The 26,606-nt window shown below is 70.6% G+C and carries 21 protein-coding genes; 2 read left to right on the top strand and 19 right to left on the bottom strand.

What is annotated here, in order from left to right; genetic code table 11:
• The first annotated feature begins 1 nt into the window (after position 1).
• A complete protein-coding gene (locus tag J8M50_RS38790; protein ID WP_178854900.1) occupies positions 2 to 1,390 on the top strand; it encodes an OFA family MFS transporter in 1,389 nt (462 codons plus the stop codon).
• A gap of 68 nt (positions 1,391 to 1,458) precedes the next feature.
• Here J8M50_RS38790 and J8M50_RS38785 read toward each other — a convergent pair whose 3' ends face one another.
• From J8M50_RS38785 to J8M50_RS38705, 18 genes are all read right to left on the bottom strand, one after another.
• Positions 1,459 to 2,616 (bottom strand): sugar phosphate isomerase/epimerase family protein, encoded by a 1,158-nt coding sequence (locus J8M50_RS38785; RefSeq protein ID WP_010358073.1) that lies wholly within the window; start codon positions 2,614 to 2,616, stop codon positions 1,459 to 1,461.
• Between the two features lie 221 nt (positions 2,617 to 2,837).
• On the bottom strand, positions 2,838 to 4,010 hold the full coding sequence (gene eboE / locus J8M50_RS38780; protein ID WP_010358071.1) for a metabolite traffic protein EboE: 1,173 nt from the start codon (positions 4,008 to 4,010) through the stop codon (positions 2,838 to 2,840).
• A gap of 3 nt (positions 4,011 to 4,013) precedes the next feature.
• Positions 4,014 to 4,862, bottom strand: a complete 849-nt coding sequence (locus J8M50_RS38775) for a TatD family hydrolase (protein ID WP_010358069.1) — start codon at positions 4,860 to 4,862, stop codon at positions 4,014 to 4,016.
• Positions 4,862 to 6,379 carry an EboA domain-containing protein gene (locus tag J8M50_RS50290; protein WP_040837854.1) on the bottom strand — a complete coding sequence of 506 codons (1,518 nt, stop codon included), beginning with the start codon at positions 6,377 to 6,379 and terminating at the stop codon, positions 4,862 to 4,864. The genes J8M50_RS38775 and J8M50_RS50290 overlap by 1 nt, the downstream gene beginning before the upstream one ends.
• Positions 6,380 to 6,782: 403 nt before the next feature.
• On the bottom strand, positions 6,783 to 7,637 hold the full coding sequence (locus J8M50_RS38765; RefSeq protein WP_010358065.1) for a sugar phosphate isomerase/epimerase family protein: 855 nt from the start codon (positions 7,635 to 7,637) through the stop codon (positions 6,783 to 6,785).
• A gap of 635 nt (positions 7,638 to 8,272) precedes the next feature.
• Entirely contained in the window at positions 8,273 to 9,613 is a 1,341-nt protein-coding gene (locus J8M50_RS38760) for an inositol-3-phosphate synthase (RefSeq protein WP_050987362.1), read from the bottom strand.
• Positions 9,614 to 9,689: 76 nt separating this feature from the next.
• Entirely contained in the window at positions 9,690 to 11,003 is a 1,314-nt protein-coding gene (locus J8M50_RS38755) for a ThuA domain-containing protein (RefSeq protein ID WP_029184402.1), read from the bottom strand.
• Positions 11,004 to 11,019: 16 nt separating this feature from the next.
• Complete coding sequence (locus tag J8M50_RS38750) at positions 11,020 to 13,503, bottom strand: PQQ-dependent sugar dehydrogenase (protein WP_010358059.1); 2,484 nt, start codon at positions 13,501 to 13,503, stop codon at positions 11,020 to 11,022.
• A gap of 241 nt (positions 13,504 to 13,744) precedes the next feature.
• Positions 13,745 to 14,743 (bottom strand): sugar phosphate isomerase/epimerase family protein, encoded by a 999-nt coding sequence (locus tag J8M50_RS38745; protein WP_010358057.1) that lies wholly within the window; start codon positions 14,741 to 14,743, stop codon positions 13,745 to 13,747.
• 12 nt (positions 14,744 to 14,755) lie between these two features.
• Positions 14,756 to 15,961 (bottom strand): Gfo/Idh/MocA family protein, encoded by a 1,206-nt coding sequence (locus J8M50_RS38740; protein WP_010358055.1) that lies wholly within the window; start codon positions 15,959 to 15,961, stop codon positions 14,756 to 14,758.
• Positions 15,962 to 16,037: 76 nt separating this feature from the next.
• Positions 16,038 to 17,084: a substrate-binding domain-containing protein gene (locus tag J8M50_RS38735; RefSeq protein WP_010358053.1), complete on the bottom strand. Its 1,047-nt coding sequence runs from the start codon at positions 17,082 to 17,084 to the stop codon at positions 16,038 to 16,040.
• An 18-nt stretch (positions 17,085 to 17,102) separates the two neighbouring features.
• Positions 17,103 to 18,122, bottom strand: a complete 1,020-nt coding sequence (locus J8M50_RS38730) for an ABC transporter permease (RefSeq protein ID WP_010358052.1) — start codon at positions 18,120 to 18,122, stop codon at positions 17,103 to 17,105.
• The gene (locus J8M50_RS38725; protein WP_029184401.1) at positions 18,119 to 19,636 is read right to left on the bottom strand and encodes a sugar ABC transporter ATP-binding protein; all 1,518 of its coding nucleotides are present in this window, start codon (positions 19,634 to 19,636) and stop codon (positions 18,119 to 18,121) included. Before J8M50_RS38725 ends, J8M50_RS38730 begins: the two co-directional genes overlap by 4 nt.
• Positions 19,637 to 19,781: 145 nt before the next feature.
• Positions 19,782 to 20,963: an ROK family transcriptional regulator gene (locus J8M50_RS38720; protein ID WP_029184400.1), complete on the bottom strand. Its 1,182-nt coding sequence runs from the start codon at positions 20,961 to 20,963 to the stop codon at positions 19,782 to 19,784.
• 193 nt (positions 20,964 to 21,156) lie between these two features.
• Complete coding sequence (locus J8M50_RS38715; RefSeq protein ID WP_010358049.1) at positions 21,157 to 21,831, bottom strand: GntR family transcriptional regulator; 675 nt, start codon at positions 21,829 to 21,831, stop codon at positions 21,157 to 21,159.
• Between the two features lie 170 nt (positions 21,832 to 22,001).
• Positions 22,002 to 22,940 (bottom strand): beta-ketoacyl-ACP synthase III, encoded by a 939-nt coding sequence (locus J8M50_RS38710; RefSeq protein WP_010358048.1) that lies wholly within the window; start codon positions 22,938 to 22,940, stop codon positions 22,002 to 22,004.
• Positions 22,941 to 23,090: 150 nt separating this feature from the next.
• Complete coding sequence (locus J8M50_RS50465; RefSeq protein ID WP_010358047.1) at positions 23,091 to 23,216, bottom strand: MFS transporter small subunit; 126 nt, start codon at positions 23,214 to 23,216, stop codon at positions 23,091 to 23,093.
• Positions 23,194 to 24,519, bottom strand: a complete 1,326-nt coding sequence (locus tag J8M50_RS38705; protein WP_010358046.1) for an OFA family MFS transporter — start codon at positions 24,517 to 24,519, stop codon at positions 23,194 to 23,196. The genes J8M50_RS50465 and J8M50_RS38705 overlap by 23 nt, the downstream gene beginning before the upstream one ends.
• Positions 24,520 to 24,655: 136 nt before the next feature.
• Between J8M50_RS38705 and fdhD the strand changes: the two genes are divergently transcribed.
• A complete protein-coding gene (fdhD, locus tag J8M50_RS38700) occupies positions 24,656 to 25,498 on the top strand; it encodes a formate dehydrogenase accessory sulfurtransferase FdhD (protein ID WP_010358045.1) in 843 nt (280 codons plus the stop codon).
• Here fdhD and J8M50_RS38695 read toward each other — a convergent pair.
• The gene (locus J8M50_RS38695; protein WP_040837860.1) at positions 25,485 to 26,468 is read right to left on the bottom strand and encodes a bile acid:sodium symporter family protein; all 984 of its coding nucleotides are present in this window, start codon (positions 26,466 to 26,468) and stop codon (positions 25,485 to 25,487) included. The two genes, fdhD and J8M50_RS38695, sit on opposite strands and share 14 nt — an antisense overlap.
• Positions 26,469 to 26,606 lie beyond the last annotated feature (138 nt).

Genomic DNA, 26,606 nt, shown 5'->3' with positions numbered 1-26,606 from the left:
CATGACGGCAGATCCGTACGCAGCACAGTCCTCTCGGCACGTCCCCTACCGTGAAGTGACCGACGCGCGCGGGCGTGTGTACCGCGTGGGCGAGACCGACCGGGACGTCCTCGGTCACTCCCGCAAGCTGATGATCTGGCTTCCGTGGCTCGCGATGATGGCGATCAGCGTCTTCGAGTACGCGTACGGCTCGGCGGAGGACACGCTGTCCCACGCGCACGGCTGGACGCAGTCGAACACGTTCTGGATCCTCAGCGTCTGGGTGTTCTTCCAGGCCGGCGTCGCCTTCCCGGCCGGCTGGTTACGCGAGAAGGGCCTCCTCACGGCCCGTCAGGCCATGTACGCGGGCTCAGGACTGTGTCTCGTGGGGTTCCTGGCCCTCTCGCACCTCGACGACGTCCTGATGGCCGTTCTGGGCTTCGGCGTCGTCGGCGGCATCGGGGCCGGGCTCGTCTACGCGACCTGCATCAACATGGTCGGCAAGTGGTTCCCCGAGCGGCGCGGGGCGCGGACCGGGTTCGTCAACGGCGGGTTCGCGTACGGGTCGCTGCCGTTCATCTTCGTCTTCAACTACGGCTTCGACACGGCCAACTACCACCGGGTGCTCGACCTCATCGGCTGCTACATCATGATCGTCGTGTTCGGGTGCGCGTTCTTCTTCAAGGACCCGCCGAAGAACTGGTGGCCCGCCGACGTCGACCCGCTCGCGCACGCGGGCGCCGGGTCCGCCTCGGGGGGGCCGGGGGGTCTGGGGGGTCTCTCCAAGAACCCGCCGGCCGTACGGCAGTTCACCCCCAAGGAGGCCGTCCGCACCGGGATGCTGCCCCTGATGTGGCTGTCCATCGTCATGACCGCCGGTGTCTCGATCTTCGGCATCTCCTTCCAGGTCGACTACGCCAAGGAGATCGGCTTCGGCCCTCTCGTCGCCGCCTCCTCCATGGGTGTCATGGCCGTCGTCAACGGCGTCGGCCGGGGTGTCGTCGGCTGGCTCTCCGACCGCTGGGGCCGCAAGCCCACCCTCGTCTTCGTCATCGTCGTCCTCGGCCTCGCCCAGTTCGGCGTAATCTGGGCGGGCGACGTCCGCAGCGAGGCCCTGTTCCTGTTCTTCGCGTTCCTCTCCGGCTTCGGCGGCGGCGCGTTCTACCCGTTGTTCGCCGCCCTCACCCCCGACTACTTCGGTGAGAACTACAACGCGACCAACTACGGCCTGGTGTACAGCGGCAAGCTGGTCAGCGGGCTGTTCGGGGGCGGGCTCGGCTCCCTCGTCGTCGCCTCCTGGGGGTACGACGGCGCGTACGCGCTCGCGGGAGGCGTGTCGATGGTGGCGGCGGTGATCGCCCTGCTGCTGCGGCAGCCGGGGAAGGCCGTGGCGTCGAGCGGAGTCGGCTGAGAGCGGGCCGGTGGACAGCACGCGCGCGGGGAGGCCGTTTCCGACGTCCCCGCGCGCGTGCGTGTGTGTCAGCGGCAGCCTCTGAGGGAGGCCAGGTTGTCGTAGCCGATGCGGGCGTACGTCAGGGACTGGGCGGGGTCGGTCGTGCTGGGGGCGTTGTCCTGTTCGACCATGGGGTTGCGGTAGTTCGGGTCGCCTATCCGGGAGAAGAACGACGTGTAGTCGATGACTCCGGTGCCGAAGGGAACCATGTCGTAGCCCATGCCGTTGGTGGTGTTGACGGTGCCGTCCTTGGCGTGGAAGAGGGGGTAGCGGCGGCTGTTGCGGACGACCAGGGCCGCCGGGTCGAAGACCTTCTCGCGGGTCGAGCCGTCGGGGGCGGTGTACGTGTGGAACTTGTACTGGGCGACGTGGGCCCAGAAGACGTCCAGCTCCAGCCAGACGAGCCGGGGGTCGGTGACCTTGAGGAAGTACTCCAGCTTGCGGACGCCGGAGCTGCGGGTCGGCCTGCCCTGCGCGTCGAGGGGGCCGGAGTCGAGGAGGAAGCCGTAGGCGGCGTCGTGGTTGTGGGTGTACAGCTTGACGCCCGCGCGCTGGGCGATCGCGCCGAGGGCGTTCCACTTGTCGGCGGCGACGTCCCAGTCGGCCTTGTAGGAGCTGTTCGTGGGGTCGGCGCCGGTGCCCATGTGGGGCAGGCCGAGGATGCCCGCGATCTCCAGGTGCTTCTTGAACGTGTCCAGCTCGGCCGGGACGAACGGCCAGGACGGCGGGATGTAGCCGTGGTTGCCGCGGGCGCGCAGCCCGTACTCGTCGAGCCAGGACCGCAGCAGCCGCGCCCCCTGCACGGACTCCAGGTTCGCCCCGCCGGGGGCGTTCGCGTGCTGCCCGTACCCGGCGAACTCGACCTGGCGGTAGCCGAACCGGGAGAGCTGCTTGAAGACCTCGCGGAAGCCGGAGGGGAGGTCGGAGGCGAGCGGGTCGCGGCCGGTGGCGTCGCGGACGGTGTACAGGATGATGCCGCGCCGGTTGGCGGGCACGAGGGCGGCGCCGCCGTGGCTGTGGCCTCTGTTGAGGTTCTGGGCGGCGGCCGGCCCGGCGCCGAGGACGGGGGCGGCGATCGCGGCGCCCGCGACGGCGGTGCAGGTGCTGAGGAAGCGGCGGCGGCCGATGCCGAGGGTGCGGCGCAGGGTCTCGGCGGTGCCGGATTCGTCGTTGAACGCGGTCACGGTGTCTCGCTTTCGGGTCGGTGGAGCGGGATTTCCGGGGGGGGTGACGTATCGGTTCTCCGGCCGGTGGCCTGGGGTTCGGCCGGCGGAGGGCGGGGGCTGCTCGACGGTCTGCGGACCCCGTTGTCAGTGGCGTGTGGTTACGTTGAGTCACGGAGGTCGAACAGGCCGAGCAGTCCGGACAGGTCGGACAGGTTGGCCGGCGGGGCTCGTCCGGGGTTTCAGGGGAGTTCCTTGAGGCCCAGGTCGGTCAGGAGGTCGCGGGCCAGGGACAGTTCGGCGGCGATGCCGTCGGCGAGCTGGGACCGGGTGCGGGGCCGCAGAGCGGGAGGGAGGGTCTGCCAGGTGTAGGTCTCGACTTCGAGATGCCGGGTGAGCGGGTGCGGGCCGCCGACGAGGCGGGTCAGCGCGGCGCGCAGGACGGGGAGCGTGGAGGTGAGGGGCGCGGCGGGCGTCGCGTGCAGCGGGACGTGGAAGTGGGCGCGCCAGGGCGCCGTACGGGACAGGGCGTCGGTGGTGAGCGCTTCCGCGAGGTCGTCGGTGCCGGTGAGCAGGCCGGTCTCGGTGACGGTGCGGGTCTGGTGCAGGTAGCGGGGTTCGGCGAAGGCGGCGAGGGCCTCGCGGACGGCGGGGAGGTCGGGCCGCTCGGCGTGCAGGGCGGCGGAGAGCTGGGACTTGACGACGGGGACGCGGGCTTCGGCCAGGGCGTCCAGGGCGGTGTGCGGATCTTCGAAGGAGGTGGCGAGGTGGCAGGTGTCGACGCAGATCCCGATGCGGGGGTGCGCGATGGCGGCGAGCGGGGCGAGGGCGTCGGCGGTGGTCTCGACGGCGCAGCCGGGCTCGGGTTCGAGTCCGACGCGTACGGACCGGCCCGTCAGCTCCTCCAGTGCGTCGAGGCGTTCGGCGAGCGTGTGCAGCGCGGTGCGCGCCGTGTCGCCGCGTTCCTCGTCCAGGCGGGTGCGCCAGGCGAGCGGCAGGGTGGAGACGCTGCCCTCGGTGACGTCGTCGGGGAGGAGGCCGGCGAGGACCCGGGCGAGGGCGGTGGTGTGGTCGAGGCGTTCGGGGTCGGCCCAGTCCGGCTTGTACACGCGGTACTTGACCTCGCCGGTGCCGAATCCGTCGTACGGGAAGCCGTTGAGGGTGACGACCTCCAGGCCCCGCTGGTCGAGGGCGGTGCGCAGGGCGCGCAGGGCGGACGGATCGGTGTCCAGGGTGTGCGCGGCGTCCCGCGCGAGCCACAGGCCGATGCCGAGGCGGTCGCGGCCGAGCCGGCGCCGTACGGGTTCGCAGTGGTCGCGGAGTTGGGCGAGGACGCCGTCGATGGTCTCGGCGGGGTGGACGTTCGTGCAGTACGCGAGGTGGACGGTGGAGCCGTCGGGGTGGCGGAAGCGCATCGGTCACTCCCCTCCGCGCAGCACGGAGTTGCCCTCGTGGGTGGGTTCGGGGGCAACGACGTCCAGGTCGAGCCGGCCGCTCGCGCCGTAGAACGCGACGGGGTTGCGCCACAGGACGCGGTCCACGTCGTCCTCGGTGAACCCCTCCGCGAGCATCAGGTCGGCGACCGCGCGCGTCTTGAGGGGGTCGCTTCTTCCCCAGTCCGCGGCCGAGTTGACGAGCATCCGGTCGAGGCCGTGGCGGCGCAGGAGGGTGACCGTGCGCTTCTCGTCCATCTTCGTGTCCGGGTAGACGGAGAAGCCGAGCCAGCAGCCGCTGTCCAGGGCCGCGGTGACCGTCGTCTCGTTGAGGTGGTCCAACAGGACGCGTTCTGGGGGGAGTTCGGATTCCCTGAGTACGTCGAGGGTTCGGTGCAGGCCCGCGAGTTTGTCTCGGTGCGGGGTGTGGACGAGGGCGGGCAGGCCGTGGTCGGCGGCGAGTTGGAGCTGCGTCGCGAGGGCGGTGTCCTCGGCGGGGGTCATGCTGTCGTAGCCGATCTCCCCCACGGCGACGACGTGGTCCTTCAGGAGGTAGCGGGGCAGTTCGTCCAGGACGGGGGTGCAGCGCGGGTCGTTGGCCTCCTTCGGGTTCAGGGCGATCGTGCAGTGGTGGGCTATGCCGTACTGGGCCGCGCGGAAGGGTTCCCAGCCGAGGAGGGCGTCGAAGTAGTCGTAGAAGGTCTGGGGGGAGGTGCGGGGTTGGCCGAGCCAGAACGCGGGTTCCACGAGGGCGCGGATGCCTGCGGCGTGCATGGCCTCGTAGTCGTCCGTCGTGCGGGAGGTCATGTGGATGTGAGGGTCGAAGAGGCGCATCACGGCTCCGTCCGTTGGGGGGATTGGGGCGGGGGCTTTGGCGCTTCTGCCGGAAGGTTCGGGGGGTTGGGGTCGAGCTTGGGTGCTTTGGCCTTGGGTTTCGGTGCCGCCTCCGGCTCGGGCTCAAGCTCGGGTGCCGCCCCGGGGAGTGGGGCCCTGGCCGGGTGCCGTGGCTGTTCAGGCCCGGGCTCGCGCTTCGGCGCTCCGGCCTCGGGCCTCGGGGCCGCCTTCGGCTCGGGCTCGGGCTTCGGTGTCACCTCGGGGAGTGGGGCCCTGGCCGGGCGCCGTGGCTGTTCAGGCCCGGGCTCGCGCTTCGGCGCTCCGGCCTCGGGCCTCGGAGCCGCCTTCGGCTCGGGCTTGAGCTTCGGTGTCACCTCGGGGAGTGGGGTCTCGGCCGGGTGCCGTGGCTGTTCAGGCTCGGGCCGCGGCGCTTCGACTTCGCGCCTCGGCGCCGGCTCGGGTGCAACCTCCGGGAGTGGGGCCCCAGCCGGGTGCCGTCGCTGTTCGGACTCGGGCTGCGGCGCTTCGACTTCGCGTCTCGGGGCCGCCTTCGGCTTCGGCTTCGGTGTCCGCTCGGGCTTCGGCACCTCGGTCAGGGTCAGGACGCGGTGCAGGTCCTGTTGGATCGGGTGGTTCGCTGCGGTGCGTTCCGCCGCCTGGTCTCGGAGCATCCGTGCGAGTTCCTTGTCGCCCCGGGCTCGGTCCGCCAGGCCGGTCACCTCGTTCACGGGGACGCCGGTGAACAGGCACTTCAGTACGGCGTGGCGCCAGGCGTGCGCGTCGAGGTGGCGGGCGGCGTACGGGCCCAGCGCGGCGGCGACGAGGGTCGTGTCGTTGGTCCGCAGGGCGTCCTCGATGAGGGGGAGGGCGTCCGGGGTGTCGGTGAGGTGTGGGAGCGCGTGCAGGATCGCCCGGCGTTCGGGTGGGGTGGCGTGGGCGTACAGGCGGGTCAGGGTGGGGGTGTCGGGGTGGGCCGCGTACAGGAGGAGGACTCGGGCGGCGTCGGCGTACCGGGGGCCGCAGCGGCGGGCGGCTTCGGTGAAGTGGCGTTCCCAGGAGGGGAGTTGGGACAGGGCGTTGTTCAGCCAGGCGAGGGGGGTGGGGGGTAGGTGGGTGCGGAGGTGGTCGTGGAGGGTGAGGGGAGGGGTGTGGGCGGGGGGTAGGGGGTCGGGGGTGAGGGGGTGTGTGGGGGCGGCTGGTTTCGGGTCGCCGGGGTGGCCAGGGTCGCCGGGAGTGGAGGGCCTGCCGGGAGTGGGTGGTTCAGCGGCGGCAGGGAGCCTTGCGGGATCGTGGGGTTCGTCTGCGGTGGGTAGTTCGGCGCTTGGGCGCGGGGCGGCTTCGGGGGTTTCAGGGGCGGGGGTTTCCGCTTCGGCGCGGGGGGCGGGGAGCGTTCCTTCGACGGCGGACAGTCCTGTGCCGGGGAGTTCCGTAAGCGGGCTTGGGGCAGCCGCAGGGCCTTCAGCCGAAGCGGGGAGTGAAACCGGGGTTTCCCCTTCAGCACGGGGAGCGGATGGCATCCCTTCAGCAGCGGACAGCCCTGCGCCAGCAAGTTCCGCGCCCTGGCAGGGGTCAGCCGTGAGGCCTTCAGCGGCAGGGAGTGAGGCCGAGGTTTCCCCTTCAGCACGGGGGACGGGGGACGTCCCTTCAACAGCGGGCAGTCCTGCGCCGACGAATTCCGCGAGCGGGCGGGGGTCAGCCGCGAGGCCCTCAGCGGCAGCGGGAAGCGAGGCTGGGGTTTCCGCTTCGGCGCGGGGAGCGGGTGATGTCCCTTCGGCAGCGAGCAGTCCTGCGGTGGGGAGTTCCGCGCCCCGGCATGGGGCAGCTGCGGGGCTTTCGGTGGTCGCCAGGGGCGGGGCGGGGGTGTTTTCGGAGGCCCGTGGGGACGGGGGGCGGTGCGGGTCTGGCATCGGGGGGCCTCCTTCAGGGAGTGGCCGCGGACTTGAGGTAGGGGAGGGAGCGGGTGGCCTGTTCAGGGCCCGCGTGGGAGTGGCGGGGGAGTTCGACGACGGTCAGGCCCCGGTAGCCGGTCGCGGTGAGGGCCGCGAGGACGGGCGGGAAGTCGATCTCGCCCTCGCCGAAGGGGAGGTGTTCGTGGACGCCGCGCCGCATGTCCTCGATCTGGACGTGCCGCAGCCAGGGCGCGGCGGCGCGGACGCAGTCGGCGGGCGAGAGGGGTTCCAGGCACTGGCAGTGGCCGATGTCCAGGGTCAGGCCCAGGTCGGCGGGGTCGCCCAGGAGGCCGCGCAGGTGGTGGAAGTCGGCGAGGGTGGCGAGGAGGTGACCTGGTTCCGGTTCGATCGCGAGGGGAATGCCGGCGGTGGCGCTCCGCTCCAGGACGGGAGTGAGGCTCTCCGCGAGCCGCTTCCACGCCGTGTCGTCAGGGGTGGCCTCGGGGGGTACGCCGCTGAAACAGTGCACGGCCTCCGCGCCCAGTTCCTCGGCGACGTCCAGTGCACGGATCAGCAGGTCGGTCCGGCGGGCGCGGTCCTGCGGATCGGGGTCGACGAGCGAGGGTCCGTGCTTGCGGCGTGGGTCCAGGACGTAGCGCGCCCCCGTCTCTACGGTCACGGCCAGCCCGAGCGCGTCGAGTTGGCGAGCCAGACGCCGGGTGCGGGACATCAGGTCCGGGGCCAGGGGGTCGAGGTGCATGTGGTCGAGGGTCAGCCCGACCCCGTCGTAACCGAGGTCGGCGAGGAGCGCGAGGGCGTCGCCGAGCCGGAGGTCGGTGAGGCCATTGGTGCCGTACCCGAACCGCACCCCACCGACTTCACGCACACCGCCCTCTCCCACTCCGTCCGCCTCACGCGCACCGCCCTCCCCCACCCCGCCTGTCCCACGCGCACCACCCTCCCCCACTCCGTCCGCCTCGCGCACGCTGCCTTTCCTCACCCCGTCCGCCTCACGCACGCCTCCCTCTCCCATCTCGCCTGTCCCACGCACACCGCCCTCCCCTACCCCGCCTGCCTCGCGCACGCCGCTCTCCCCCACCCAGCCCACCTCGCGCACGGCTCCCTTGCCCACCCCGTCCGTCCCACGCACGCCGTCCCCGCTCACCCCACCTGTACGCACATCACCTCCACTCGCCCTGTCGACCTCGCGCACGCCGCTTCTCCCCTCTCCGCGCGCACCAGCATCGCCCCCAACCACACCGGCTCGGCCCGCCCCTTCGCCTCCGCTCACGTCCCCCTTCTCCTCTTCGCCCGCACCGGCCTCACCCCCAACCGCATCGACCCGACCCGCCCCTTCGCCTCCGCGCACGCCGCTTCTCCCCGCCCCACACGCACCGGCATCGCCCCCAACCACACCGACCCGACCCGCCCCCTCGCCTCCGCGCACATCACCCCTCCCCTCTCCGCCCACACCGGCCTCACCTCCAACCGCGCCAACCCGGCCTGCCCACTCGCCTCCACTCACGCCCCCTCACCCCCCGCCATGAACCCCCGCCCAGCCACCCTCCTACCGACCTCACCGACCCCCAACTCCCTCGCAAACCGCACCAGTTCCCCCCACTGCTCCTCCAACCCCGAAGCCGCCTCCCCCACCGGGTCCTTGAAGAAGAACGCCAAGGCGGGCAGCGCCCCGGACAGCCCGAGTTCGTGTGCGCGCAGCGTCAGGCGGGCGAGGTCGAGGACCAGGGGTGCAGCGAGAGCCGAGTCGCAGCCCTGCCAGGTCGTCTGGAGCGTCATCCGTGTGCCGAGGAAACCATCGAAGGCGATGTGGTCCCACGCGGTCTTCCAGTCACCGAGGGCGGGTACGTCGTCGATGTGGACGCGGCCCTCGGGGGTCGTGCCCAGCGTGTCGGCGAGGACCCGCTCCTTGCCCGCGTTCTTCGCGGCGGCGGCACCGGGATCGGCCAGCGCGGCACCGTCCCCACCGCCGAGGAGGTTGACGCCGGACCAGGAACGAACGTCCAGCGCACGCCGGTTGAACATCGGACCGAGGACCGAGCGCAGGAGGGTCTGCCCGGTCTTCCCGTCCCGCCCGGCGTACGGCAGCCCGCGCGCCTCCGCGAACCCCGCGAGCGCGGGGTGGTGCAGCCCCGTGGAGGGCGTGAAGTTGACGTAGGGACAGCCGGCCCGCAGAGCAGCCGCCGCATACAGCGAACTCGGCGGCAGAGCAGCCCCGTTGACCGCCGCCTCGGTGGACGCGACGTTCACGACGACCGCACGGGCAAGCCCCCGGCGCCGCATGAAGTCCTGAATATCCGCGGCAAGAGCAGCGACGTACTGCTCGTCACGCTCCAGCAGCCCGAACGGACCCTCGCTTCCAACAACGGCGTCACCGAGACCCGCCGACCGCCACACCTCACCCGAACCACCGGCGTCAACACGAGCCCCGACACCGACACTTACGGCATCCGCCCCGCCACCGCCCTCGCGCCCGGCACCCACATCACCAGGTCCACCGTCGGCGACAACACGAACACCCCCAGCTCCACCCCTCCCCCACCCCACCCTGATCTCCCGGTCAGCAGCGGCCAGTTCCCTCTCCACCGCAGCCGCGAGCCCCACCGGCAGTACCCCCTCCGCCGCCAGTTCCTCCGCCCGCTTCACCAGCGGTGTGTCCGAGATGTCATGGCCCCCGAAGACCAGCGAAGTCAGCGGCGGTAGACCGGAGTTGGCGAACTCTGGTTTCTCCGTGACGAGTCCGGTCGAGGGGCGGAGTCCAGCCGTCACGGCCGCGCAGCCCGCGACGGCGGTGGTGGCGACGGAGCCTCGTGCGCCGATCAGCCAGACGCCTACGTCGGGCATGGCAACCTCCTTGCGATGTACGTGAGTTGAGAGAGGGACGGCGGGCGGGAGTCCGGCGACTCCCGCCCACCGCCGGTCAACGGCCCTTGCTGGGCAGTTCCTTGACGCGGATGTCGCGGAACGACACCTCGTCGGCGGGCCCGTGGTTCTGGAGCCCGATGTGTCCGTCGCGCAGACTGCGCACCGGGTCACGGTTGGTGTAGTCGTTGATCCGCACGCCGTTGAGCCAGACGCGCAGCCGCTCGCCCTCCACCCGGATCTCGTACGTGTTCCACTCCCCCGGCGGATTCAGCGCACGGTCGCGCTTCCTCAGGTCGGCGGACTTGAACCCGTACACAGCGCCGGTGGTCCGTGAGGGTACGTCGGTGGCGTCGATCTGCACCTCGTACCCGCGATCGACGGCCGACCAGGGGTCGTCGGAGGCCGGGAACCCCACGAACACACCGGAGTTGGAGTCGCCGGTCACCTTCCAGTCGAGCTTCAGCGAGTACGAGGAGAAGGCGCGTCCGGCGTACCAGAGAAGCCCCATCCCGCCGGACGAGGTCCAGGTCCCGTCCGTGGAGCGGGTGAAGGAGCCGGGGCCGGCCTGCCGCCAGTCACCGTCGGCGAGTTGCGTATAGCCGCTCTCCGGCCGGCAGTCGGCCTGGGCCGCGCCGATCGCGTACCGGATCCCGCCGAGCAGGTGCGCCCGGTAACTCGGGTCCGTGTACGACTCCTTGGTGTGTCCCGCGCCGGTGTAGAAGGAGCGGCCACCCTGGTAGGTCTGGCACCAGGCGATCGGGTGATCGCCGTTCATGCCGCCGCCGGTGTAGGACGACTCGTCCAGGGACGCCAACACCCGTACGGAAGAACGGGGGTTGGAGCGGTAGTCGTACCATTCGTCGGTGCGGTGCCAGGTCGGCGGGAGAGCGGACGTCGCCGGGTGGGCGCGGTCCTCGACGACCATGTCGGCCGGCTGGATCGCCGGGTGGCCGCGGAAGTAGGCGCCGACGAGGCCGCCGTAGAACGCCCAGTCGTACTCGGTGTCGGCGGCTGCGTGGACGCCGACGTAGGCACCTCCTTTGTATATGTACCCCTCGAACGCGGTCTGTTGGGTCTCGTCGAGGACGTTCCCGGTGGTGGAGAGGAAGACGACGGCGGCGTAGCGATGGAGGTTCGCGGTGTTGAACGCGCTCGCGTCCTCCGTCGAGTCGACCTCGAACTCGCCGCTGGACACGCCGAGTTCACGGATCGCGTTGATGCCGTCGGGGATGGAGTCGTGCCGGAAGGCGGCCGTCTTGGAGAAGACGAGGACGCGGGGCGTCGTATCGTCCGGGCGGGCCAGGGCAGTTGGTTCGGCGAGGGCGCCGAGGAGCAGGGTGGCGCCCGCGACCGCGCTCAGTGCGCGCATCATGGGGGCGTGCCTCTCAGTTCGTGGTGAAGGTGAAGTCGTCGATCTCGTACAGGGGTTGACCGCTGCGGCCCTTGAAGACGAGATAGAGGACGGTGCTCCCGCGCGGTGCCCGGGACAGCTTCGCGGTGACGTCCTGGTAGGTCTCCCAGCCGCCGGTCACCGGCACATGGGCCTTGCCGAGGAGGGTGCCCTTGGCCGATCCCGCGCGGATCTCCAGCGTGCCGCCGACTCCGGCGGAAGCGACCCGGGCCGTCACCGAGCCGACGCCCCGCAGCGCGTACGGCGTGAACGAGATCCAGTCGCCGTTCTCGATGGCGCCCACGGTCTTCGCACCGTTCGCGGACGTCCGCGAAGTCACCGTCACACCACTGGAGTTGTTGAAGTGCTCGGCCTGCCGGTGCCGGGGCTGGAGGACATTCTGGTCGTGCGAGGTCAGCGCGGCCTGACCGCCGCCCCCGTTGTCCGTGTACTCGGCGTCGAGCACCCCGAAGATGTTGGCGTTGGGGTCGTGGCCGCCGTCGGCGCTGGTCTGGAGGGTGCCGGTGCAGCCGGTCCCGGAGGTGATCGGGTGGCCGTGGCTGTCGTGGCCGAGGATGAAGCGGACGGTGATCTTGGAGCAGTCGATCGCCTTGCCGTCCTCGGGGTCGGTGACCTTCACCGTGAACGGGATCGCGTCACCGAAGCTGAACAGCTGCCCGTCCAGGGGGGTTTGGACGACGACGGTCGGCGCGGTGTTGCCGACGACGACCTGGACGCTCGCGCTGCCGGTACGGCCGGAGGGGTCCTTCGCGGTCAACGTCGCGGTGTAGGTGCCGTTTTGACGGTACGTGTGCGACGGGTTCGCGGACGTCGAGGTCGCGCCGTCACCGAAGTCCCAGCTGTACGTGAGCGCGTCGCCGTCCTGGTCGGACGTCCCGGCCGAGGAGAACTTCACCTTCAACGAGGCTTGTCCGGACGTCCTGTTGGCGGCTGCCTGCGCCACGGGCGAGTGGCCGTCGGTCGCGTTCTCGATGCGGTACAGCGCCGAGTGCTCGTCGCCGCCGAACCAGGAGAGGCCGTAGTCGAGGACGTACAGCGCGCCGTCGGGGCCGAACGCCATGTCCATCACCTGGGTGCCGGACCAGGGGATGTCACTGATGGACTGAACGGTGCCGTTCGCGTCGCTGGAGATGCGCTTGATCCAGCGGCGGCCGAACTCCCCGGCGAAGAAGTCCCCGTCGTACGCCTGGGGGAACTTGACCGGCGAGTCGAGGTTCGCGTCGTAGTGGTAGACCGGGCCGCCCATCGGGGACTCGGAGCCGTCGCCGAACTCCGGCTTGGAGGGGCCGTCGTAGGGGATCCACGCGGGCTGTGCCGGGGGCAGGTCGACGAGGCCCGTGTTGTGCGGGGAGGTGTTCTTCGGGGCGTTGCAGTCGAAGGCCGCGCCGGAGGTCTTCGTGCCGAAGTCGTACTGCTTGTAGGCATCGTTGGCACCGGTGCAGTACGGCCAGCCGAAGTTGCCGGGGCCGGTGACGCGGTCGAACTCGACCTGCCCTGCCGGGCCCCGGTTCGGGTCGGCGGCGCCCGCGTCGGGGCCGTAGTCGCCGATGTAGAGGTAGCCGGTGGCCTTGTCGACGCTGAAGCGGAACGGGTTGCGGAAGCCCATCGCGTAGATCTCGGGCCGCGTCCTGTCGGTGCCGGGCGCGAACAGGTTGCCGTCGGGGACCGTGTACGAGCCGTCGGCGTTCACCTTGATGCGCAGGATCTTGCCGCGCAGGTCGTTGGTGTTGCCGGCCGAACGCCGGGCGTCGAAGGCGGGGTTGCGGCCGTCGCGCTGGTCGATGGGGGTGAACCCGTCGGACTGGAACGGGTTCGTGTCGTCGCCCGTCGACAGGTACAGGTTGCCCGCCGCGTCGAAGTCGATGTCCCCGCCGACGTGACAGCACAGGCCGCGCGAGGCCGGGACGTCCAGGATCTGCTTCTCGCTGGCCGTGTTCAGGGTGCCGTCCGCGTTCAGCGTGAACCGGGAGAGGCGGTTGACACCGTCGAAGGGCGCGAAGTCGGCGGCGGTGCCGTTCTCGGGGGCGTCGCCGGCCGGGGTGTTCAACTTGGGCGCGTAGTAGAGGTAGATGAAGCGGTTGAAGCTGAACTGCGGGTCGACGCCGATGCCTTGGAGGCCCTCCTCGTCGTGGGAGTAGACGTCGAGCTTGCCGATCAGCCGGGTGTTCCCTGCCGCGTCCGTGAGGCGGAGTTCGCCGTCGCGGGAGGTGTGCAGGACGGAACGGTCGGGCAGGACGGCGAGCGACATCGGCTCGCCGACCTCCGCCTCGCCCTTCGCGAGGGTGACCTGCTGGAAGTCCTCGGCGGCGGTCGAGGAACGGGCGTCGGCCGCGCCGGCGACGGGCGAGGTGAGAGTGAGCGACGCCCCCGCGAGCAGGGCGCCGGTCGTCAGCGCGACGGCCCTGCGCAGCGCTGGACGTCTTCTCGGGGTGCGGTTGGTGGGGTCGTTCCCGTGCACGGGTGCCTCCAGGGTGGTACGTGCGGGTGCGTACGCCGGGATGCGCCGTCATCCCGGAGCGGGGAGTGCGGGGCTGACGGCGCGGTGCTGCGGTCAGCCCGGACAGAACGAGTGGGTCGGTGGGTCGGTGGCTGAGTGGCTGAGCCACTTCTGCCGGTGCAGTGGCTCGATGGCTCGGAGGCTCAGTGGCTCAATGGCTCAATGGCTCAATGGCTCAGCCACTCAACCCCCCGCCCCCACCTCAGCTGGAGAACGCCGCATCGAACGAAGTCGACGGCGGCTCGAAGTCGAACCCCTTCAAGCGGGTCAGCGCCTCCGGCGCCCCCTGGAGCCGGTCCATCCCGGCGTCCTCCCACTCGACGGAGATCGGCCCCTGATAGTCGATGGACCGCAGCATCCGGAACACGTCCTCCCAGGGAACGTCCCCGTGCCCGGCCGACACGAAGTCCCAGCCACGCCGGGGGTCGCCCCACGGCAGGTGGGAACCGAGCCGCCCGTTACGGCCGTCCAGCCGCTTGCGCGCCTCCTTGCAGTCGACGTGGTAGATCCGGTCCCGGAAGTCCCAGAGGAACCCGACGGGATCGAGGTCCTGCCACACGAAATGGGAGGGGTCGAAGTTGAGCCCGAACGCGGCCCGGTGCCCGACGGCCTCCAGCGCGCGATGGGTGGTCCAGTAGTCGTAGGCGATCTCACTGGGATGAACCTCGTGCGCGAACCGCACCCCCTCGGCGTCGAAGACGTCCAGGATCGGGTTCCACCGCGCGGCGAAGTCCTCGTACCCCCGCTCGATCATCGACTCGGGCGCGGGCGGGAACATGGCGACGAGGTGCCAGATCGCGGACCCGGTGAACCCCACGACGGTGTCGACCCCGAACGCGGCGGCGGCCCGCGCCGTGTCCCGCATCCGCTCGGCGGCCCGGCGCCGTACGCCTTCGGGGTCACCGTCCCCCCACACCTCGGCGGGCAGGATCGCCTGGTGCCGTTCGTCGATGATGGCGTCGCAGACGGCCTGCCCGACCAGGTGGTTGGAGACGGCCCAGCACTTCAGGCCGTACTTGTCGAGGAGTTGGTGCCGGGACTCGACATAGGACGGATCGGCAAGGGCCTTGTCGACCTCGAAGTGGTCGCCCCAGCAGGCGAGTTCGAGACCGTCGTAGCCGAAGTCGCGGGCGAGCCGGCAGACCTCCTCCAGCGGAAGGTCGGCCCACTGGCCGGTGAACAGGGTGAACGGGCGCGGCATGTTCGGGCCTCCTCAGTTGACCGGGGTGTAGACGGAGTTCTTCTCGGCGCTCTCCTCGACCGCCGCGAGCACCCGCTGCACCTGGAGCCCGTCGGCGAACGACGGTTCGGGGGAACGGAGTTCGGCGATGGCGTGGACGAGGTCGTGGGCCTGGTGGGTGAAGGTGTGCTCGTAGCCGAGGCCGTGCCCCGGGGGCCACCAGGCGCCGAGGTAGGGGTGGTCGGGCTCGGTGACGAGGATGCGGCGGAAGCCGCCCTCGGTGTCGGGCAACGTGCCGTCGTGGAACCAGAGTTCGTTGAGCCGCTCCAGGTCGAACCACAACGAGCCCTTCTCGCCGTTGAGTTCGATGCGCAGGGCGTTCTTGCGGCCGGTGGCGTAGCGGGTGGCCTCGAAGGAGGCGAGGGCACCGGAGGCGAACCGCCCGGTGAACAGGGCGGCGTCGTCGACGGTGACGGTACCGGTCTCAGCACCGACAGCACCGCCGGACAGACCCCCAGAAGACCCGACAGGCAGCGGGCGTTCCCGTACGAACGTCTCGATCAGCGCCGACACCCCGGCAAGCCGCTCCCCCGCCAAGTACTGGGCGAGGTCGACGATATGAGCGCCGAGGTCACCCAGCGCCCCGGACCCGGCAAGCTCCTTCCGCAACCGCCAGGTGAGCGGGAACTCCGGGTCGACGAGCCAGTCCTGAAGGTACGTCACCCGTACGTGCCGCAGCCTGCCGAGCCGCCCCGCGTCCACCAACTGCCGGGCGAAAGCGGTCGCGGGAACCCGGCGATAGTTGAACCCGACCATCGCCAACTGCCCACGCCCGTACGCCTCTTCGGCGGCCCGGACCATCCCCTCGGCCTCTTCGACCGTGTTCGCGAGGGGTTTCTCGCACAGCACGTGCTTGCCGGCCGCGAGGGCCGCGAGCGCGATCTCGGCGTGGCTGTCGCCGGGGGTGCAGATGTCGACGAGGTCGATGTCGTCGCGGGCGATCAGCTCCCGCCAGTCGGTCTCGGCGGACTCCCAGCCGTACCGGTCAGCGGCCTGGCGTACCGCGTCCGGGTCGCGTCCGCAGATCGCGGCGAGGACCGGGGTGAGGGGGAGGTCGAAGGCCCGGCCGACGGTGCGCCAGCCCTGGGAGTGGGCGGCGCCCATGAAGGCGTAGCCGACCATGCCGACGCGCAGCGGCGGTTTCCCGGCCGACTCCTTCGGCTCCTGCGGCTGTTCCATGCGGTGGTCCTCCTCGTCGTGGTGCGCGCGGTGGGGGGATGCGGGCCGGGCCGCTCCCGGGGCCCGGCCGGGTCTGTCACCTGAAGCCGGTGGGCAGGTACTGGTCGACGTTGGTCTTGTCGACGACGGCCGAGTACAGGGTGATCGAGGCGGGGATCTCGAACTCGGAGAGTCCGCCGACGCCCTTGCCCTGGCCGAGGGCGCGGGCGAGGTCGATCGCGGAGGCGGCCATCGTCGGCGGGTACAGGACGGTCGCCTTCAGGACGCCGTTGTCCTGCTTGATGGCCTGCATCGCGGAGAGCGCGCCCGCGCCGCCGACCATGAGGAAGTCGTCGCGTCCGGCCTGCGAGACGGCGCGCAGGGCGCCCACGCCCTGGTCGTCGTCGTGGTTCCACAGGGCGTCGAACTGGGACTGGGCCTGGAGGAGTTGGGCCATCTTGGCCTGTCCGGACTCGACGGTGAAGTCGGCCGCCTGGCGGGCCACCTTGCGGATGTTGGGGTAGTTCTTCAGCGCGTCGTCGAAGCCCTGGGTGCGCTGGCGGGTCAGCTCCAGGTTGTCGATGCCGGCGAGTTCGACGACCTTCGCGTTCGCCTTGCCCTTGAGCTTCTCGCCGATGTACCGCCCGGCGTTGAAGCCCATGCCGTAGTTGTCGCCGCCGATCCAACACCGGTACGCCTGGGGGGTGTTGAAGATCCGGTCGAGGTTGACGACGGGGATCCCGGCGCGCATCGCCTTGAGGCCGACCTGAGTGAGGGCCTTGCCGTCGGCGGGCAGGATGACGAGGACGTCGACCTTCTTGTTGATGAGGGTCTCGATCTGCCCGATCTGCTGGGCGGTGTCGTTGGACCCCTCGGTGATCTCCAGCGTGACGTCGGAGTACTTCTGGGCGCGCTTCTTGGCCTGGTCGTTGATCGCGTTGAGCCAGCCGTGGTCGGCCTGGGGCCCGGCGAACCCGACGGTGACCTGTTTGCCGGGCTGGTCGTCGGCGGCGGGCTGCCCGCTGGTGGCGGCCTGGTCCTTGTCGTCGCTCGACTCGTTGCTGGTGCAAGCGGTGAGGACGGCGGCGGCCGAGACGGCGGCGGTCCCGAAGAGCAGCCCTCTGCGGCTGGGGATGTGTGCCATGGCGGTGAAAACCTTTCCTCAGGTCGCGTTCGCGGTGCGGCGCTGGACCAGGACGGCGGCGACGATGATCGCGCCCTTGGCGATCTGCTGGACGTCGGTCTGGAGGTTGTTCAGGGCGAAGATGTTGGTGATCGTGGTGAAGATCAGGACGCCGAGGACGGAGCCGACGATGGTGCCGCGACCCCCGCTGAGCAGGGTTCCGCCGATGATGGCGGCGGCGATGGCGTCGAGTTCGTACAGGTTGCCGTTGGTGTTCTGGCCGGAGCCGGACAGGATGATCAGCAGGAACGCGGCGATCCCGCAGCACAGCCCGGACAGCAGGTAGAGGTAGAGCCGCTGGCGCCGTACGTCGATGCCGGCGAGCCGCGCGGCCTCGGGGTTGCCGCCGACCGCGACGGCCCGGCGCCCGAACGTGGTCCGGTTCAGCAGCAGCCACCCGACGACGGTCACGAACGCGAACACCAGGACGAGCGGCGGGACGCCGAGCACGTAGGCGTCGCGTTCGCCGAGGTCGAGGATGCTGCTGATGGTGACGATCTGGGTCTGCCCGTCGGTGATCTGGAGGGCGAGTCCGCGCGCCGAGGCGAGCATGGCGAGCGTCGCGATGAAGGGCACCATCCCGCCGTACGCGATGAGCACCCCGTTGACGAGTCCGCAGCCGAGGCCGACGAGGACGGCGGTGAACAGGACGCCGGCGAAGCCGTACTCCTGGGTGGCGACGGTGGTCGCCCACACCGAGGAGAGGGCGACGATCGCGCCGACCGACAGGTCGATGCCGCCGGAGATGATGACGAAGGTCATGCCGACGGTGACGACACCGATCACCGACGCCTGGGTGAGGACGAGTTGGAGGTTGCGGGTGTCGAGGAACTCGTCGGGCTTGGTGATCCCGCCGATGGCGATCAGGACAGCGAGGACGCCGACCAGCGAGAGCGTACGGACGTCTGCGCGGACCAACACGGCGCGCCAGCCGGGGCGTTGATCGAGTGCGGGCACCTTGTCGGCGCTGTCCCGCGGCGGGGAGACGGGCTGCGTCATGACGCGGGGCTTCCTTCCATGACGAGGTCGAGGACACGGTGTTCGTCGAGTTCGCGGGCGGGGGCGGTGTGGACGACGCGACCCTCGCGCAGGACCAGGACGCGGTCGGCGAGGCCGAGAACTTCGGGCACCTCGCTGGAGACGAGCAGCACGGCGAGCCCTTCGTCGGCCAATCGCCGTACGACGGCGTAGAGTTCGGCGCGCGCTCCGACGTCGACGCCGCGCGTCGGCTCGTCGAGGAGGAGCACCTTGCAGCCGCGCAGCAGCCAGCGGGCGAGGACCGCTTTCTGCTGGTTGCCGCCGGAGAGGGTGCGCACGGCGGCGGACGGGTTGTCCGGCCGCAGGGAGAGTTCGCGGGTCGCGGCGCGGGCGGCGCCCTGTTCGGCGGCGCGGTCGATCCAGCCGGCCCGCGCGAAGCGGGAGAGGGTGGACACGGAGACGTTGCGAGTGACGGACTGGAGCATCAGCAGGGCTTGCGCCTTGCGTTCCTCGGGGGCGAGCCCGAGTCCGGCGCGGACGGCGGCGGGTACGCTGCCCGGCCTCAACTGCTTGCCCTCCACGAGGACTTGACCGGCCGTCGGCTTGCGGGCGCCGTACACGGTCTCCAGGATCTCGGAGCGTCCGGAGCCGACCAGACCCGCGAGTCCGACGATCTCCCCGGCCCGCACCTCGAAGTCGACGGGCTCGAACTCGCCGTCCCGGGCGAGCCCGCGCACCTCAAGCACCGGAGTGCCTGACGCGGCGTCAACCGGCCTTGCCGGGAAGACGTATTCGACATTGCGGCCGGTCATCAGCGCGACCACTTCACTCGTCGGCGTCGACTCGGCGGGCAGTCCCCCCGCGACCGCGCGGCCGTCCTTGAGGACGGTCACCCGGTCCCCGATCCGGCGGATCTCCTCCAGCCGGTGCGAGATGTAGACGACGGCGACCCCGTCGGCGGTGAGGTCGGCGACGATCCGGAACAGGTTGTCGACCTCGTCCGGGTCGAGCGCGGCGGACGGCTCGTCCATCACGATGAGCCGTACGTCGTGCGAGAGCGCGCGGGCCATCGACACGATCTGCCGCTGCGCCGCCGACAACTCCCCGACCAGCTTCCCCGGTTGGACCTCCGGGTGGCCAAGTCGCTTGAGCAGTGCGGCAGTTGCGGCTTTCGCCGACCTGGACCGGACGACGAACCCGGCGGCCGTGGGCTCGTGGCCCAGGTAGACGTTCTCGGCCACCGACAGGTGCTCGACGAGGTCGAGTTCCTGGTAGATGGTGGCGATGCCGAGGCGCATCGCGGCGATCGGGGAGCGCAGCGTGACCTCCTCGCCGCGCCAGCGGATCGTGCCGTCGTCGGGCTGGTGGGCGCCGGCCAGGATCTTGATCAGCGTGGACTTTCCCGCGCCGTTCTGGCCGAGCAGACAGTGCACTTCACCGGCCTGGACGTCGAGGTCGACGCCGTCCAGGGCGCGGACGCCGGGGAACGACTTGGTGATGCCGGACATGCTGAGCAGCGGTGCTTGTGGTGCCATGGTGGATCCCCTCGGCGGGCGGGTGCGGGCCGGTGTCAGGGCGCGATGGACTGCCGGACGGGTGAACTCCGGTGCGGGGCAAGCCTGTTGAGCGACTACGTACGGACGGGAAAGCGGCTCTGTACAGAAGGGCGGCGGGTGTCGCCTACGCGGGTGAGAACAGGTGGTCGCTGATCAGCCGGGCCGCGCCGATGACTCCGGCGGTGGGACCCAACTCCCCCAGGACGATGGGCAGGTTGCCGGTCGCCAGGGGCAGCGACTGACGGTAGACCTGGGTACGGATCGCGGCGAGCAGGTTGTGGCCGAGGCCGGTCACCCCGCCGCCGATCACCACCAGGCCGGGGTTGAAGAAGGAGACGAGCCCGGCGATGACCTGCCCGACCTGGCTCCCCCCTTCACGGATCAGGTCGAGCGCGGTGGTGTCACCGGCGACCGCCGCCGCGGCGACGTCCGCGCCGGTCAGCGTGCCATTGACCGCGAGCCGATCGGCGAGTTCGGCGGACAGCCCTTGCCGCGCCGCCTCCATCGCGTCCCTGGCCAGCGCCGCGCCGCTGAAGTGGGCCTCCAGGCAGCCCCGGTTGCCGCAGGCGCAGGGCCTGCCGTCCGGTACGGCCCGGATGTGGCCGATGTCGCCGGCGCTGCCGGTCGTACCCCGGTAGACCTGGCCGCCGACGACGATGCCGCAGCCGATGCCGGTGCCGATCTTGACGCAGAGGAAGTCGGCGACGGACCGGGCGACCCCGGCGTGCTGCTCCCCCATCGCCATCAGGTTCACGTCGTTGTCGACCATCACCGGGCAGCCGAGTTCCTGGCTGAGCGCCTCCCGTACGGGGAAGCCGTCCCAGCCCGGCATGATCGGCGGCGCCACGGGGACGCCCTCGGGGAAGCGGACCGGGCCGGGGACGCCGATGCCCGCGCCGTCGATGCCGTCGGCGAGGCCGGTGGCCCTCAACTTGGCGGTCATGGCGAGGACTTGCTCGAAGACCGCGACGGGTCCCTCGCGGACGTCGAGCGGTTGGTTGAGGTGGCCGAGTATCTCCAGCTCGGCGTTGGTGACGGCGACATCGACCGAGGTCGCGCCGATGTCGACGCCCAGGAAGCGCAGTTCGGGGTTGAGGCGCACGTTGTGCGAGCGCCGTCCGCCCCGGGAGGCGGCGAGGCCGTCGGCGACGACCAGTCCCGTCTCCAGCAGCCGGTCCACCTCCACGGCCAGCTTCGACCGCGAGAGGTCGACCCGGTCGCCGAGCTGGGCCCGGGAACTCTGGCCGCCGTCCCGCAACAGGTGCAGCAGCCTGGCCTGGTGGGCGTTCGCGGGCCGTGCCGTCATCCGTCTCACGTGCCCCTCCCCGCCTCGCGTCGGCCGTCCGTTCCGTGCTTTCGAAGGGAACGTAGCAGCGGGCGCCGAACCTGGGAAGAAGTTGTGCACGAATTACCGCCGACTTTCTCCACTCTCAGGACAAAGATCGGGGCGAGACCGTCCGCCAGTACCAAAAACCAGTACCAAAAAGACGAACCGGCGCCTACTTCTCCCGCTCGTGGTACGAGCGCCGCGTGTGCTCCGTGTGCTCCCGCATCAGCCGCGTCGCCCGCTCCCCGTCCCCCGCCTCGATCGCCGCGATCAACTCCCGGTGTTCGTCCCAGGACTTGCGCCCCCGCTGCCGCGCTATCGGCATGTAGTACCACCGCACCCGCCGGTCCACCTGCGCCGCGAGTTCCCCGAGGACCGTGTTGCCGGCCAGGTCCATGATGACCGCGTGGAACCGGGCGTTGAGGGCGACGGCCGCGTCCACGTCGTCCCGGGCGACCGCGTCGAGGCCCTGTCCGTGGATCTCCCGCAGCTCCGCGAGCCCCGCCTCGGTCGGCTGCCCGGCGGCGAGGCGCGCCGCCTCGGCCTCCAACAGCGTGCGTACCGTGAGGAGTTGGTCGGCCTCCTCCTCCGTGGGCTCGTGCACGAACGCCCCCTGCGCGGGCCGCAGATCCACCCACCCCTCGGTGTTCAGCCGCTGCAACGCCTCCCGCACGGGCTGGCGCGAGACCCCGAGGTGCCCGGCGAGCTCGCTCTCGACGAGGTGCTGGCCGGGCCGCAGCGCGCGCGTGATGATCAGTTCGAGCAGCGCCTCGTAGACGCGGTCCCGCAGGGGCCCGGGCCGCTCCAGCCGGGGCACCGAGCCGTGCGGCAGTCCAGACGTCAACATTGCGTCCCCCTCCAGGGCGGCGCCCCAAGCACCCAGCATCACGCGGCATCACGCACCCGCGCCGGAGAGCCAGTATCGATTGTCTTTCGTCTACAGTCTACGGCGCGAAAAAACCCACCCCACGGCACGAGAAGGCCCGCCCCGGAGCCGCGAACCCGCCACCGAACCCCCTACGGGCACCGCACCACCTGCCCCGCATACGACAGGTTCCCCCCGAACCCGAACAAGAGCACCGGATCCCCCTTGGAGATCTCCCCCCGCTCCACCAGCTTCGAGAACGCCAGCGGAATACTCGCCGCAGACGTGTTCCCCGACTCGACCACATCCCGCGCCACCACCGCGTTCACCGCCCCGATCTTCTCCGCGAGCGGCTCGATGATGCGCAGGTTGGCCTGGTGCAGCACGACCGCCGCGAGATCGGCCGGCACGAGCCCGGCGCGCTCGCACGCCTGCCGGGCGAGCGGCGGCAACTGGGTCGTGGCCCACCGGTACACGCTCTGCCCCTCCTGCGCGAACCGCGCGGGCTGCCCCTCGATACGCACGGCGTTCCCCATCTCCGGCACCGACCCCCACAGCACCGGCGAGATCCCGGCCTCCTCGGACCGCTCGACGACGGCCGCGCCCGCCCCGTCCCCGACGAGGACGCAGGTCGTGCGGTCGGTCCAGTCGACGACCTCGGACATCTTGTCGGCGCCGATGACCAGCGCCCGGTTCGCCCCGCCGCCGCGCACGATGTGGTCGGCGGTGGCCAGCGTGTGGGTGAACCCGGCGCACACGACGTTGAGGTCCATCGTGGCGGGACCGGGAATGCCGAGGCGGGCGGCGACCCGGGCGGCCATGTTGGGCGAGCGGTCGACGGCCGTGGACGTCGCGACGAGCACGAGGTCGATGTCGTCCGGACCGAGCCCGGCGGCGGCGAGCGCCTTGGCCGCGGCGTGCGCGGCAAGCTCGTCGACGGGTTCGTCGGGGCCGGCGATATGGCGGGTGCGGATACCCACCCGCGACGTGATCCACTCGTCATTGGTGTCGACGATGCCCGCCAGTTCCGCGTTCGTGAGCAGCTTGGCGGGCTGGTAGTGGCCGACGGCGGCGATGCGAGAGCCGTTCATCTGGGATCCCCTAGTGGCCTTGGGTAGCGGGATTCCCCAGTCTGGTCAGTGACTCACGGGTAGGAGGACAGGTGAAGCAACAGGAATCGGGCGCACCTGTTGTCAGCTTCCCTCACAACAGAGAACGCCCGAACACCCGTATCACCGCTACTAGCCGGTAAACAGTTTCGTGGCCTTCTGTACGAGTTCGTAGAGACCATAGGCCAGCGGCGCCCCCACCCACACCCAGGCGAAGACGATCAGCGGGCGCCGGTCAGGCGGACTCTGCTGGGACATCGACTGCCTCCTTCGGGGTGGCCGTCACATGGTGACGGGGGTGGACGGGGCGGACCAGCTCGTTCGCGACGAAGCCGACGGCGAGCAGGCCGATCATGATGAACAGGGAGAGCGTGTAGAGGGAGGCGCCGTCCTTGCCGGCCTCCTTCTGCCGGTCGGCGATCCAGTTGACGATCAGCGGACCGAGTACGCCGGCCGTCGACCAGGCGGTGAGCAGCCGCCCGTGGATCGCGCCGACCTGGTGGGTCCCGAACAGGTCCTTCAGGTAAGCGGGGATGGTCGCGAACCCGCCGCCGTAGAACGACAGGATGACCAGCGCGCAGACCACGAACAGCGGCTTGGAGGAGTCGCCGAAGCTGGCGATCAGCGCGTACATCACCGCACCCACGCCCAAGTACACGCGGTAGATGTTCTTGCGCCCGATCAGGTCGGACGTCGACGACCAGCCGATCCGCCCCGCCATGTTCGCGGCCGACAGCAACGCCACGAACCCGGCGGCGGCTGTTGCGGTAACCGTTTGCGACGTGTTCGCGAAGAAGTCCTGGATCATGGGCGCGGCCTTCTCCAGGATGCCGATCCCAGCGGTCACGTTCATGCACAGGACGACCCACAGGCACCAGAACTGCGGTGTCCGGACGGCACTGTTGGCGGAGACCTGCGGCCCCGAGACGGAAACGGCGACCGTGGACACCGTCTCCGCCGGCCTCGGCACCCGTACCAGCAGCACGCCGAGCGTCATGAACACCGCGTACGTCAGCCCGTGCACGAGGAACGCGAGCGCGATCCCCTCGCTGTCCCGGCCGAACGACTCCAGCATCTGCGCCGACCACGGCGAGGCGATCAGCGCGCCGCCGCCGAAGCCCATGATGGCGATGCCGGTCGCCATGCCGGGCCGGTCCGGGAACCACTTGATCAGTGTCGACACCGGCGAGATGTAGCCGATGCCGAGCCCGATGCCGCCGATGAACCCGTACCCGAACACGATCAGCCAGTACTGCTCGGTCGCGGCGCCCAGCGCGGAGACCAGGAACCCGGTGGAGAAGCACACCAGCGCGACGGTCATCGCCCAGCGCGGCCCGTTGCGCTCGACGAGGGTCCCGCCGAACGCGGCGGACAGCCCCAGCATCACGATGGCGAGCTGGAACGGCAGCGCGCTCTGCGTCCCGCTGAGGTCCAGCGAGGACTCCAGCGCCGGCTTGAACACGCTCCAGGCGTACGCCTGGCCGATCGACAGATGGACGGAGAGGGCGGCCGGGGGAACGAGCCAGCGGCTCCAGCCGGGCGGGGCGATGGGGGGACTCATGAATCCGGAACCGTAGGAATCTTCCCCGCCCTTGAGAACCCCGGTACAGGGCGTGTGCGCCGAGCGGTACGCACCGAGCGCCGAACGGTCGGACCGATCGTTTCTCCAGCCCGGCCCCTACGGGACAATGGACGGCATGGGACGAGTCACCGAACGCCGCAAGGTTGTCCGAATCCGCGACGGGGCCGTGTCCACGCGCGCCGACACCCTCGTGGCCGAGGAGCCGCTGGAGATCCGCCTCAACGGCAAGCCCCTCGCGATCACGATGCGCACCCCGGGCGACGATTTCGCGCTGGCGGCCGGCTTCCTGGTGAGTGAAGGAGTCCTGGCGCACGCCGGGGATCTCCAGAACATCGTGTACTGCGCGGGCGCGACCGTCGATGGCGGCAATTCCTACAACGTCGTCGATGTGCGGACCACACCGCAGGTCGTCGTACCGAATATCACGCTGGAACGGAATGTCTATACGACGTCGTCCTGCGGCCTGTGCGGAAAGGCCAGCCTCGACGCCGTACGGACCACCGCGCGCTGGGCCATTTCCGACGATCCGCCGGTCCGTGTCGGAATCGATCTGCTCGCCGCATTGCCCGACCGGCTGCGTGAAGCCCAGCGCGTCTTCGACCGCACCGGCGGTCTGCACGCCGCCGCTCTCTTCACCGACCAGGGCGAACTCGTGGACATCCGCGAGGACGTGGGCCGCCACAACGCGGTGGACAAACTGGTGGGCCGCGCCCTCCAGAACGGCGACCTGCCGTTGTCCCGCAGCATTCTCCTGGTCTCGGGACGCGCTTCGTTCGAATTGGCGCAGAAAGCGGTGATGGCGGGAATTCCGGTGCTCGCGGCGGTTTCGGCGCCGTCGTCGTTGGCGGTGGATCTGGCCGATGAGACCGGATTGACGCTGGTGGGTTTCCTGCGGGGTAATTCGATGAACATTTACGCAGGGGCGGAGAGGATCGAGACGACGGTCAGCTCCGTGTGAGCGAATCCGCCACCGGCTGCTCGACAACAATCTCGTCCCGCGCCCGCCTCTTCGCGATCACCGCGCACACCATCAGCTGCATCTGGTGGAACAGCATCAACGGCAGCACCGCCAGCGAAGCCTGCGCCCCGAACAGCACGCTGGCCATCGGCAGCCCCGACGCCAGGGATTTCTTCGACCCCGCGAACTGGATCGCGATCCGGTCCTCGCGGTCGAACCCGAGCGCCTTGCCGCCGTACCAGGTGAGCGCCAGCATCACCGCGAGGATCACGGCCTCGACGACGAGCAGCGCCCCGAGCCGCGCGGGGCTCACCTGGTGCCAGATGCCCCGGACCATGCCCTCGCTGAACGCGGAGTAGACGACGAGGAGGATCGAGCCCCGGTCGACCAGCCCGAGCACCTTCTTGTGCCGTGCGATGAACCCCCCGATCCACCGCTGGGTCAACTGGCCCGCCAGGAACGGCACGAGGAGCTGGAGGACGATCTCCAGCAGCGAGTCCGCCGAGAAGCCGCCGCCCGCGCTGCCCAGCAGGGCCGCCGCCAGCAGGGGCGTCAGGACGATGCCGATCAGCGAGGAGAAGGAGCCCGCGCAGATGGCCGCCGGGACGTTGCCCCGGGCCATCGAGGTGAAGGCGATCGAGGACTGGATCGTCGAGGGGACCAGCGTGAGGAAGAGGACGCCCTGGTAGAGGGGGTGCGTCAGGATCGTCGGGACGAGCGCGCCGGTCGCGAGGCCCAGCAGCGGGAAGATCACGAACGTACAGGCCAGGACGGTGATGTGCAGCCGCCAGTGCCGCAGACCGTCCAGCGCCTCGCGGGTCGAGAGGCGGGCGCCGTACAGGAAGAAGAGGAAGGCGATGGCGCCGGTGGAGAACCCGGAGACGGTGTCGGCGGCCACTCCCCGCGCCGGGAGCAGCGCCGCGAGGCCGACGGTCCCGAGGAGGAGAAGGATGTAGGGGTCGATCGGCAGGCGTTTCACTGTTCTCCACGTGCGCGTACAGACGTTCTTGAGGGCGGAACCACCCCTCTCCATGCTGCTCCTCCCCGCCGTGATCGGGAATCCGGCATACGGCACTCACTGTTATCGCGTCTCGCGATAGCCAGCTAG

This window comes from Streptomyces acidiscabies (genome assembly GCF_020010905.1).
GTDB lineage: Bacteria > Actinomycetota > Actinomycetes > Streptomycetales > Streptomycetaceae > Streptomyces > Streptomyces acidiscabies.
Note: the sequence above shows the minus strand (reverse complement) of the source record. Positions and strands in the feature narration are given on the sequence as shown.

Coding starts and splice junctions, on each gene's coding strand:
- eboE (WP_010358071.1), bottom strand. CDS start 4,010: ATGCGCTTCCGCCACCCCGACGGCTCCACCGTCCACCTCGCGTACTGC.
- J8M50_RS38725 (WP_029184401.1), bottom strand. CDS start 19,636: ATGGCACCACAAGCACCGCTGCTCAGCATGTCCGGCATCACCAAGTCG.
- J8M50_RS38710 (WP_010358048.1), bottom strand. CDS start 22,940: ATGAACGGCTCTCGCATCGCCGCCGTCGGCCACTACCAGCCCGCCAAG.
- J8M50_RS38730 (WP_010358052.1), bottom strand. CDS start 18,122: ATGACGCAGCCCGTCTCCCCGCCGCGGGACAGCGCCGACAAGGTGCCC.
- J8M50_RS50465 (WP_010358047.1), bottom strand. CDS start 23,216: ATGTCCCAGCAGAGTCCGCCTGACCGGCGCCCGCTGATCGTCTTCGCC.
- J8M50_RS38715 (WP_010358049.1), bottom strand. CDS start 21,831: ATGTTGACGTCTGGACTGCCGCACGGCTCGGTGCCCCGGCTGGAGCGG.
- J8M50_RS38790 (WP_178854900.1), top strand. CDS start 2: ATGACGGCAGATCCGTACGCAGCACAGTCCTCTCGGCACGTCCCCTAC.
- J8M50_RS38745 (WP_010358057.1), bottom strand. CDS start 14,743: ATGCCGCGCCCGTTCACCCTGTTCACCGGCCAGTGGGCCGACCTTCCG.
- J8M50_RS38760 (WP_050987362.1), bottom strand. CDS start 9,613: ATGCCCGACGTAGGCGTCTGGCTGATCGGCGCACGAGGCTCCGTCGCC.
- J8M50_RS38735 (WP_010358053.1), bottom strand. CDS start 17,084: ATGGCACACATCCCCAGCCGCAGAGGGCTGCTCTTCGGGACCGCCGCC.
- fdhD (WP_010358045.1), top strand. CDS start 24,656: ATGGGACGAGTCACCGAACGCCGCAAGGTTGTCCGAATCCGCGACGGG.
- J8M50_RS38755 (WP_029184402.1), bottom strand. CDS start 11,003: ATGCGCGCACTGAGCGCGGTCGCGGGCGCCACCCTGCTCCTCGGCGCC.
- J8M50_RS38720 (WP_029184400.1), bottom strand. CDS start 20,963: ATGACGGCACGGCCCGCGAACGCCCACCAGGCCAGGCTGCTGCACCTG.
- J8M50_RS50290 (WP_040837854.1), bottom strand. CDS start 6,379: ATGCCATCCGCTCCCCGTGCTGAAGGGGAAACCCCGGTTTCACTCCCC.
- J8M50_RS38775 (WP_010358069.1), bottom strand. CDS start 4,862: ATGCGCCTCTTCGACCCTCACATCCACATGACCTCCCGCACGACGGAC.
- J8M50_RS38705 (WP_010358046.1), bottom strand. CDS start 24,519: ATGAGTCCCCCCATCGCCCCGCCCGGCTGGAGCCGCTGGCTCGTTCCC.
- J8M50_RS38740 (WP_010358055.1), bottom strand. CDS start 15,961: ATGGAACAGCCGCAGGAGCCGAAGGAGTCGGCCGGGAAACCGCCGCTG.